This window comes from Flavobacterium sp. ACAM 123 (genome assembly GCF_000264055.1).
Classification (GTDB): Bacteria; Bacteroidota; Bacteroidia; order Flavobacteriales; family Flavobacteriaceae; genus Flavobacterium.
In genome coordinates this window covers 1-8,400 of sequence record NZ_AJXL01000135.1, presented here as the reverse complement: position 1 = coordinate 8,400, position 8,400 = coordinate 1, and the positions used below count along the sequence as shown (strand labels likewise).

6 protein-coding genes are annotated in these 8,400 nt (G+C 36.2%); 4 read left to right on the top strand and 2 right to left on the bottom strand.

What is annotated here, in order from left to right:
- Positions 1-85 precede the first annotated feature (85 nt).
- A complete protein-coding gene (locus A3SG_RS0116510) occupies positions 86-832 on the bottom strand; it encodes a TlpA family protein disulfide reductase (RefSeq protein ID WP_016991114.1) in 747 nt (248 codons plus the stop codon).
- Positions 833-1,327: 495 nt separating this feature from the next.
- Between A3SG_RS0116510 and A3SG_RS0116505 the strand changes: the two genes are divergently transcribed.
- The 4 genes from A3SG_RS0116505 (at position 1,328) to serB (ending at position 6,686) form a co-directional block, all read left to right on the top strand.
- A complete protein-coding gene (locus A3SG_RS0116505) occupies positions 1,328-2,653 on the top strand; it encodes a trigger factor (protein WP_016991113.1) in 1,326 nt (441 codons plus the stop codon).
- Positions 2,654-2,961: 308 nt separating this feature from the next.
- Complete coding sequence (gene clpP, locus A3SG_RS0116495; RefSeq protein ID WP_016991111.1) at positions 2,962-3,636, top strand: ATP-dependent Clp endopeptidase proteolytic subunit ClpP; 675 nt, start codon at positions 2,962-2,964, stop codon at positions 3,634-3,636.
- A gap of 76 nt (positions 3,637-3,712) precedes the next feature.
- Positions 3,713-4,945 carry an ATP-dependent Clp protease ATP-binding subunit ClpX gene (clpX, locus tag A3SG_RS0116490; RefSeq protein ID WP_016991110.1) on the top strand — a complete coding sequence of 411 codons (1,233 nt, stop codon included), beginning with the start codon at positions 3,713-3,715 and terminating at the stop codon, positions 4,943-4,945.
- A 505-nt stretch (positions 4,946-5,450) separates the two neighbouring features.
- On the top strand, positions 5,451-6,686 hold the full coding sequence (gene serB, locus A3SG_RS0116485; RefSeq protein WP_016991109.1) for a phosphoserine phosphatase SerB: 1,236 nt from the start codon (positions 5,451-5,453) through the stop codon (positions 6,684-6,686).
- A gap of 212 nt (positions 6,687-6,898) precedes the next feature.
- Here the strand turns inward: serB and uraA are convergent, their stop codons facing one another.
- Positions 6,899-8,188 (bottom strand): uracil permease, encoded by a 1,290-nt coding sequence (uraA, locus tag A3SG_RS0116480; protein ID WP_016991108.1) that lies wholly within the window; start codon positions 8,186-8,188, stop codon positions 6,899-6,901.
- Between the last annotated feature and the right edge of the window lie 212 nt (positions 8,189-8,400).

Here is an 8,400-nt window from a genome sequence, read left to right as displayed (position 1 = left end):
TTGCTGTATAACGTTAGCTTAATTTCTCGTGTCTTTTTGTTGCGGGCACGGATTGCAAATCTGCGCTAACGGTTTAAGCTATTAGTTACAATAAGTCTCTTAAAGCGGCTTCAAATTCTTTTCCGTCTCCCATTTTTAATTTTCCGTCTTCATTTTTAATGTATGGAATTCCGTTTTCCACTTTCCTAACAATTCCATTCTTGTCTAGGAAAATATTTACAGGAAATGCATGCATATTCAATGAGTCCGTGAATTCCTTTGCATTTGAAATTTGAATAAAATCAAACTTATGTTTTTTCAAAAACTCAATTGTCTTTATGGTCGGTTCATAGGTGATAGCTACAAAATTGACACTGTCTTTGAGTTGGCGTCTAATTTTGTTTAAAACTGGCATTTCCTCAATACAGGGCGCGCAAGTTGTAAACCAAAAATTGATCAATGTTGGTTTTCCCACTAAGCTTTCAAGAGTAATTGTTTTGTTGTCTATCGACTTTAAAGAAGGCAATTTAAAGAGCTTATCTAGATATTTGTCAGGATCAAATGATTTTTCATCGTCCGAAGATGATTTTTCATCAGTAACTTTTATGTCCCATTTGTAGGAGTAAATTACGCTATCTTTTGTTTGTTTAATTTCTTTGAAATTATCTCTAAGAACTACCTTTTTGGTAGGAAATACAGCTTTTATCTTTTCAATCTGTTCTTGCTTTAAGCTTGCATACGTTAAGGTGTCAATTACTTTTCCGTCAGTCGACTGTATGTATTTTGTCTGTCCAAATGAAGAAGCAAATACCAATGATGATAGAATTGTTAGAAAGTTAATTTTGTGTTTCATAGTGTTAGTGAATATTGATTTAAAATTAATAGTATTGATTATTGATACACAAGCGATACACACATTTGTTTAACTAATCAATAAAAGATTATTCAAGAAACGTGGTGTTACTTTGTTTACTTCTCCAAATATAACGATTAATCTTATTAAAAGTTCGTTCTCTTTATTTACATCTAACGACAATACGAAGTTTTATCGGATTCATAATTTATAGAAAATACAAACATACTATTTAGCAGTGACCGCGTGAAGGATGGCAGTGGAGCTCTTTATGGTTTGTCCCGCAGGGCAAAAACATAAAAGCGGGAACGAACAGCCTGACCCACCGCAGTAAAACGGAGGCGGGACACGCCCAAAACAAACAAAACAACCTTGATTTTCAGTTGCATAATCTACTGCAATTCAACCGTGAAGGTTCGGCGGTAAAAAACTTGGATGGCTTGCAAAAATTCATTAATTTTGCACTCTGAATTTATAATGTAAAGTAAAGACGAGATGGATATCAAAAGAGTAGCACTAGACGCTGTAAACGAGACGATTGTAATAACAGTGGTTCACATGGATTACAAAGGTCAAGTACAAAAAAGAATAAACGAAAAAATGCCTTTGGCGACCGTTAAAGGGTTTAGAAAAGGAGCTGTGCCTAAGGATCTTGTTGCTAAGCAATACGGTAAAGCGATAAAAGTAGAAGAAGTGACTAAAGTGGTTGATTTAGCTTTAGAACGTTTTTTACAATCAGAGAGATTAAACCTTCTAGGGACTCCGCTTCCTAAAGTAAACGAAGCTTTTGCTTGGGATGAGGAAGAATTGGTTTTTGAATATGAAATTGGACTAGTTCCAGATTTCGTATTGGACTTAGAGGCTAAAAACGACATCGTGAAGTACATGGTTACTGCTGATGATAAATTAATCGACGGTCAAGTAGAGCGCATCCAAAAACAATTTGGTACTGCAGTTCCTCAAGAAGCGGTTGTAGCAGGTGCTGATTTAACTGGGACGTTCACAAACGAAGAAAAAGGAATTAATAATGCAACAACAATCTCTTTGGATCTTTTCAAAGACAAAGCGACTGCTGATAAATTTATCGGTAAAAAAGTGGGTGATGTTGTAACTGTAAATACTAAAGATCTATTTGAAGATGCACATCAATTGATGGAGTTTTTAAAGGTAGATCATGATGAAGTGCACACATTAGAGGTTGATGTAGATTTCACGATCGAAGAAATCAATACAACAGAATTAGCTGAATTGAATCAAGAGTTGTTTGACAAGCTTTTTGGTGAAGGAGCAGTAGCTTCCATTGACGAATTGAAAGCGAAGATCAAAGAAGATGCTGAAACTCAATTTGCAACACAAGCAGACCAAAAATTATTAGGAGATGTTACAGAGTTCTTAATCGAAAGCACAAAATTCGATTTGCCTACAGAATTTCTTAAAAAATGGTTGCAAACTGTAGGAGAGAAAAAATTATCTCCTGAAGAAGCAGAAGTTGAGTATGCACGTTCTGAAAAAGGATTGCGTTTTCAATTGATTGAAGGTAGAGCAATGGCTCAAAGTGATATCAAAATCACTTTTGAAGACTTGAAAGCGTTCACTACAAAAAACATCAGAACGCAAATGGCACAATACGGGCAAACAAATCCTACTGACGAAGAAGTTCAAGGAATTGTAGCACGCGTTTTGTCAAACCAAGACGAAGTGAAAAAATTATCAGATCAAGTTGTAGCGGAGAAATTGTTAGAATTGTTTAAAGAAAAAGCAAATCCAACAACCAAAGAAGTTACTTATGACGAATTTATTGCTATGTCTTACGGAGAATAAATTCTAAAAAATTGATTATATTTGAGCGTCAAAAGGAAATTCTTTTTGGCGCTCTTTTATTTTAATTAATTTGAGGAGCTAGTCCAGCTATTCGTTACAAGTTTTTCTGGTGCTGCCTTTTTTGTAAGGTAAAAAAAGAGCTTCCGCTGGTCGCTTTTTTTTACCAACAAAAAATAGTCAGCCCTTTTAAAAAGCTTTTCACTTTTATCTGGGCTAAAAAGAAGACATATTGGCATCATTTGCAAAGAGGTATGACCTTTGCATTGTAAAAAGACAAGAGATAACATAAAACTTAGAATCAAGAAAATATGAACTACGGTAAAGAATTTAAAAAGTTTGCTACAAAAGATCAAGGAGTAAATGCTATGTATTACGATAAAATCGTAGCGGCAATGACACCTACTAATATGACTCCCTATATCATTGAAGAACGTCAATTGAATATTTCTCAATTAGATGTTTTTTCCAGATTGATGATGGACAGAATCATTTTTTTAGGTACAGGAATTGATGACCAAATTGCAAATATTGTTCAAGCACAATTACTATTCTTAGAAAGCGCTGATGCTTCAAAAGATATTCAGATTTATTTGAATTCTCCAGGAGGAAGTGTTTACGCAGGATTAGGGATTTATGACACGATGCAATACATCAAGCCAGACGTTGCTACAATTTGTACAGGAATGGCAGCTTCAATGGGAGCGGTATTATTGTGCGCAGGTGCGCCAGGAAAGCGTTCTGCTTTGCCACATTCAAGAGTAATGATTCACCAACCATCAGGAGGAGCTCAGGGAGTTGCGACTGATATGGAAATCAACTTGCGTGAAATGTTGAAACTGAAAGATGAGTTGTATAAAATTATCTCTGAGCATTCAGGACAAACATTTGATAAAGTGCACAAAGATAGTGAGCGTGACTATTGGATGATTGCTGAAGAAGCAAAAGAATACGGAATGATTGATGAAGTGTTGAGAAGAAGTTAAATAAAAGTTCGACTTTAGAAGTTAGAGGCACGAATAGTAGCTCTAACTTCTAACTTCCAACTTCTAACATAAAAAGATGGCGAAAGAAAAATTAGAATGCTCATTTTGCGGAAGAAAAAAACCAGACACTAGTTTATTGATAGCTGGAATTGATGCGCACATATGCGATAAATGTATTGAGCAGGCACATGGTATTGTTTTAGAAGAATTGAAATCAACGGGAAGCTCAAAATTATCTGGGGATCTTATTTTAAAGAAACCAAAAGAAATTAGAGCGTTTCTTGATCAATATGTAATAGGACAAGACCAAACTAAAAAAGTAATGTCAGTTGCAGTTTACAATCACTACAAGCGATTGATGCAGCAGCAAATGGATGATGAAGTAGAGATTGAAAAAAGTAACATCATTATGGTGGGACAAACTGGAACAGGGAAGACATTAGTAGCTAAAACTATTGCTAAAATGCTTGATGTTCCACTAGCCATTGTTGATGCAACCGTATTAACAGAGGCCGGTTATGTAGGTGAAGACGTAGAGAGTATCTTGACACGTTTGCTTCAGGCAGCTGATTACGATGTTGCCAAAGCGGAAAGAGGTATCGTATTTATTGACGAAATAGACAAAATCGCCCGTAAGAGCGACAACCCATCTATTACACGTGATGTTTCTGGAGAAGGTGTGCAACAGGCTTTATTGAAACTATTGGAAGGAACGGTTGTTAACGTACCACCTAAAGGAGGCCGTAAGCACCCAGATCAAAAATTTGTTGAGGTAAACACCCAAAATATCTTGTTTATTGCCGGTGGCGCTTTTGACGGAATCGAAAGAATTATTTCTAAAAGATTAAATCGTCAAGCCGTTGGATATTCTACATCAAAAAATGTGGATAATATTGACAAAGAGAATTTGTTGCAATATATCATCCCTAAAGACATCAAGGATTTTGGATTGATTCCTGAAATTATTGGTCGTTTGCCGGTATTGACACATATGGATCCTTTAGACAGAGAGACCCTTCGGGCGATATTAACTCAGCCTAAAAATGCATTAATCAAACAATATCAAAAATTGTTTTTAATGGATGAGGTTGAATTTTCAATCACTGATGAAGCATTAGATTTCATTGTTGGTAAGGCATTAGAATATAAATTAGGTGCTCGTGGATTGCGTTCTTTATGTGAGGCGGTCTTAACGGATGCCATGTATGAATTACCAAGTTCAGAAAATAAAAAATTAGAAATTGATGAAGCTTATGCAAATGAAGCTTTAAATAAGAATTTATTGAAGCGATTAGAAATTGCTTCCTAGATTTTTAAGCTTGTAATTATAAATTCCCATCTCTTTTGGATAAAGGCGATGGGAATTTTTTTTGGATTGGGTAGATGAGTAAAATAAAAGATAACTCGTGTAATTTTCAAAAAGAGGTACTTGATAATTCTTATTGAAAAGCCATTTTTAATGCAACGATAAGTTTCTTTTATAAGGTAAAATCGAATACAATTGTAGTTTTTTAATTTCGAAATAACCTTCAAAATCTACTAAGTTTAGACAATAAATTGAAGTAATCCTTTGCTGGGGTATAAAAAGGCAATATTTCAAATAACTTATATTGACTATAATTTTAAGAAAGTCTTGAAAAGTTGTTTTTTATAAATTACAGATTTCTCAAAAATAGAAGCCCGTTCATTCAATTGAACGGGTTTTTTTATGGGTAAATTGAACTATTTGTTATTGTTTGAAAAAATAAAAGAGTTTCTTTTTTAAAAACAAATAGATTACCGATTTTTGTTCATTCTAAAACAATAAGAATCAAATGACAACAGAACATAAAGAGATTATTTTATTAAAGGTTTCTGGACAGGATAAACCAGGTGTAACTGCTGGCTTAACTGCCGTGTTGGCTAACTATAATGCGATTGTTTTAGATATCGGTCAAGCTGATATTCATGAAACATTATCTTTAGGGATTTTGTTCGAAATCGAAGCAGGTTCGACCTCTGCTCCCGTTTTAAAAGACCTATTGTTTAAAGGATATGAATTAGGAATCAAAGTAAAGTTCGTTCCTATTTCTATTGATGATTATGAAAGCTGGGTGAAAACACAATCTAAACAACGCTATATCATTAACATTCTGGGAGAGACGCTAGCTGCTAAACAAATAGCTGCGGTAACCAAAATAATGTCCGACCAACATTTGAATATTGATTCGATAAAAAGATTAACTAGTAGAGCCTCGATTGTAGTTAAAGAAGAATATCCTCGATCTTGTGTGCAATTATCGGTGTCAGGTACCATTGTAAGTAAGGCTTTGCTGACGGCACGTTTTATGGAAATTTCCAGATCTATGGATGTAGACATTTCTTTTCAAGAGGACAATATGTATCGAAGAAACAGACGTTTGGTTTGTTTTGATATGGACTCTACGCTGATCCAAACCGAAGTTATTGATGAATTAGCTGATTTGGCGGGTGTAGGAGAACAAGTTCGTGCCATAACAGAAGCGGCGATGAATGGCGAAATTGATTTTAAAGAAAGTTTTAAACAACGCATGGCTTTGTTAGAAGGCTTAAGCGAAGAGGTGTTGCAAGGTGTGGCTGAAAATTTACCCCTTACAAAAGGAGCACACCGCTTGATGAAAGCCTTGAAATATTACGGCTATAAAACGGCTATTTTATCGGGAGGGTTTACCTTCTTTGGTAAATACCTGCAAAAAGAATTGGGGATTGATTATGTTCATGCCAATGAATTAGAAATCATCGATGGCGTATTAACCGGTAAATATCTGGGGGAAATTGTGGATGGTCCAAAGAAAGCCGAATACTTACAAGAGATAGCAGAAAGAGAAGGAATTCACATCAACCAAACCATAGCTGTTGGAGATGGAGCTAATGATTTACCGATGTTAAATTTGGCTGGTTTAGGAATTGCTTTTCACGCAAAGTTGACGGTTAAAGAAAGCGCAGAAAGTTCTATTTCCAGTTTAGGATTGGATGGTGTTTTGTATTTGTTGGGTTATCACGACAGGCATATTGACATGATGGAATTGTAGATTTTAGTTAGGAATAGTCCGCTTTGGGCTCCATAGAGTAGAACAGTAGATGCTGATTATGTAGAAGGAATTTCGATGAAGAATGTAATTAAGTAATGATACTAATAGTTTTTAGTTTTGATATTTCTGTGGTTATGGAGTTATACGAGCCTATTAAGCTAAAGAAGTAAACAACCTCCTTATTTATTGAGGATAAAAAAAGGAGCAAGGCATCATGCCTCCTCGTTCATCACGTCAGCCTTCTTTAACAGCCAGAAGATTAATGACAGCGAAACACCAACAATAGCTGCAAAAGCCATCCCTTTAAGCTGGACAGTTCCCAGGTTTATTCTGGCGCCACTGACGCCAACAATAAATGTAATTGCACCTACGACCATAATGTGGCTTTTGCTGAAATCGACTTTTTGCTCTACAAACATTCTGAAACCTTGTACTGCAATTACGCCATACAGCAACATCGTGATTCCGCCCATTACCGCAATCGGAATGCTAGATATGGCTGCAGAAATTTTTCCGATCACCGAAAAAGCGATTGCCAAAAGGGCTGCCCCACGAATTACCCAAACAGAATACACGCCAGTGATGGCCATGACACCTATGTTTTCACCATAAGTAGTATTGGGAGGTGAGCCCACCATACCCGATAAAACATTACTGATTCCATCACCAAGTAAGGAACGGTGAAGACCTGGGTTCTCCATTAGATCAGTATTAGTGATTTTTCCTGTGACTATCAAATGGCTGATGTGCTCGGCTAAGACCACAATACAGGCAGGAGCAATAATAATGATGGCATTTAAATCATAAACGGGAGCTTGAAATTTAGGTAGAGCAAACCAGGCTGCCTCGCTGATTTTGCCAGTGTCCACCATTCCCGTGAAGAGGGCAAGAAAATAGCCTGCGACCACTGCAAAAAGAATTGGGATCACTTGCATAAATCCTTTGAACAGCACAGTTCCTATAATTCCTATAACTAAAGTAAACATCGAAACTAGGATAACATTGCTGTCCGCTACAAAAGGGGCAACAACGCTGCCTATCTCTGTTGGCCATGGAGCAAGTCCCGCTTGTTGCGCTGCAACGGGAGCTAATTCTAAACCAATAATTGCTACGACTCCGCCCATTACTGCCGGAGGCATCACAACATCGATCCATTTTATTCCCCATTTTTTTACTACAAACGAGATAGCAACAAAGAACAACCCGAAAAAGATAAATCCAGATTGCGCATGTCCAAAACCACCATAGCTGCTAATGATTAGGGAGGCGGGAGCGATAAATGCAAAACTTGATCCTAGATATGCTGGAATACCGCCTTTAGTGACCCAAGTATAAATTAAAGTCCCTATTCCATTCATCAATAAAGCAATAGCTGGGTCCACACCTAATAAAATCGGAACCAGTATCGTAGCGCCAAACATAGCGGTAAGATGCTGGAAACTTAATGGTATACTTTCAAGGATAGATGGTTTTTCGTGTATACCAATAATTTTTTTGGCCATTGCTGAAGTGTTTAAAAAATTAGATTTAAAAAATTCGTTTAATTGGAGGAATCTGTTGAACAGAATATTGAAGTTGCAAACTTAATCTATTTTTTACTTTTTACGATGGCTAAGAAATACAGGCCGGCAGGGCAGCTTACTTTATTGGTTCAGTCGGTTCAAATGCATTAGTAAAGGCGATTTCCTTTGTGAAAATAGATACATAAATTAAT

What these genes read in the sequence shown, in the direction of transcription:
- clpP (WP_016991111.1), top strand. Translation starts at nt 2,962, where the DNA reads ATGAACTACGGTAAAGAATTTAAAAAGTTTGCTACAAAAGATCAAGGA.
- serB (WP_016991109.1), top strand. Translation starts at nt 5,451, where the DNA reads ATGACAACAGAACATAAAGAGATTATTTTATTAAAGGTTTCTGGACAG.
- A3SG_RS0116510 (WP_016991114.1), bottom strand. Translation starts at nt 832, where the DNA reads ATGAAACACAAAATTAACTTTCTAACAATTCTATCATCATTGGTATTT.
- clpX (WP_016991110.1), top strand. Translation starts at nt 3,713, where the DNA reads ATGGCGAAAGAAAAATTAGAATGCTCATTTTGCGGAAGAAAAAAACCA.
- A3SG_RS0116505 (WP_016991113.1), top strand. Translation starts at nt 1,328, where the DNA reads ATGGATATCAAAAGAGTAGCACTAGACGCTGTAAACGAGACGATTGTA.
- uraA (WP_016991108.1), bottom strand. Translation starts at nt 8,188, where the DNA reads ATGGCCAAAAAAATTATTGGTATACACGAAAAACCATCTATCCTTGAA.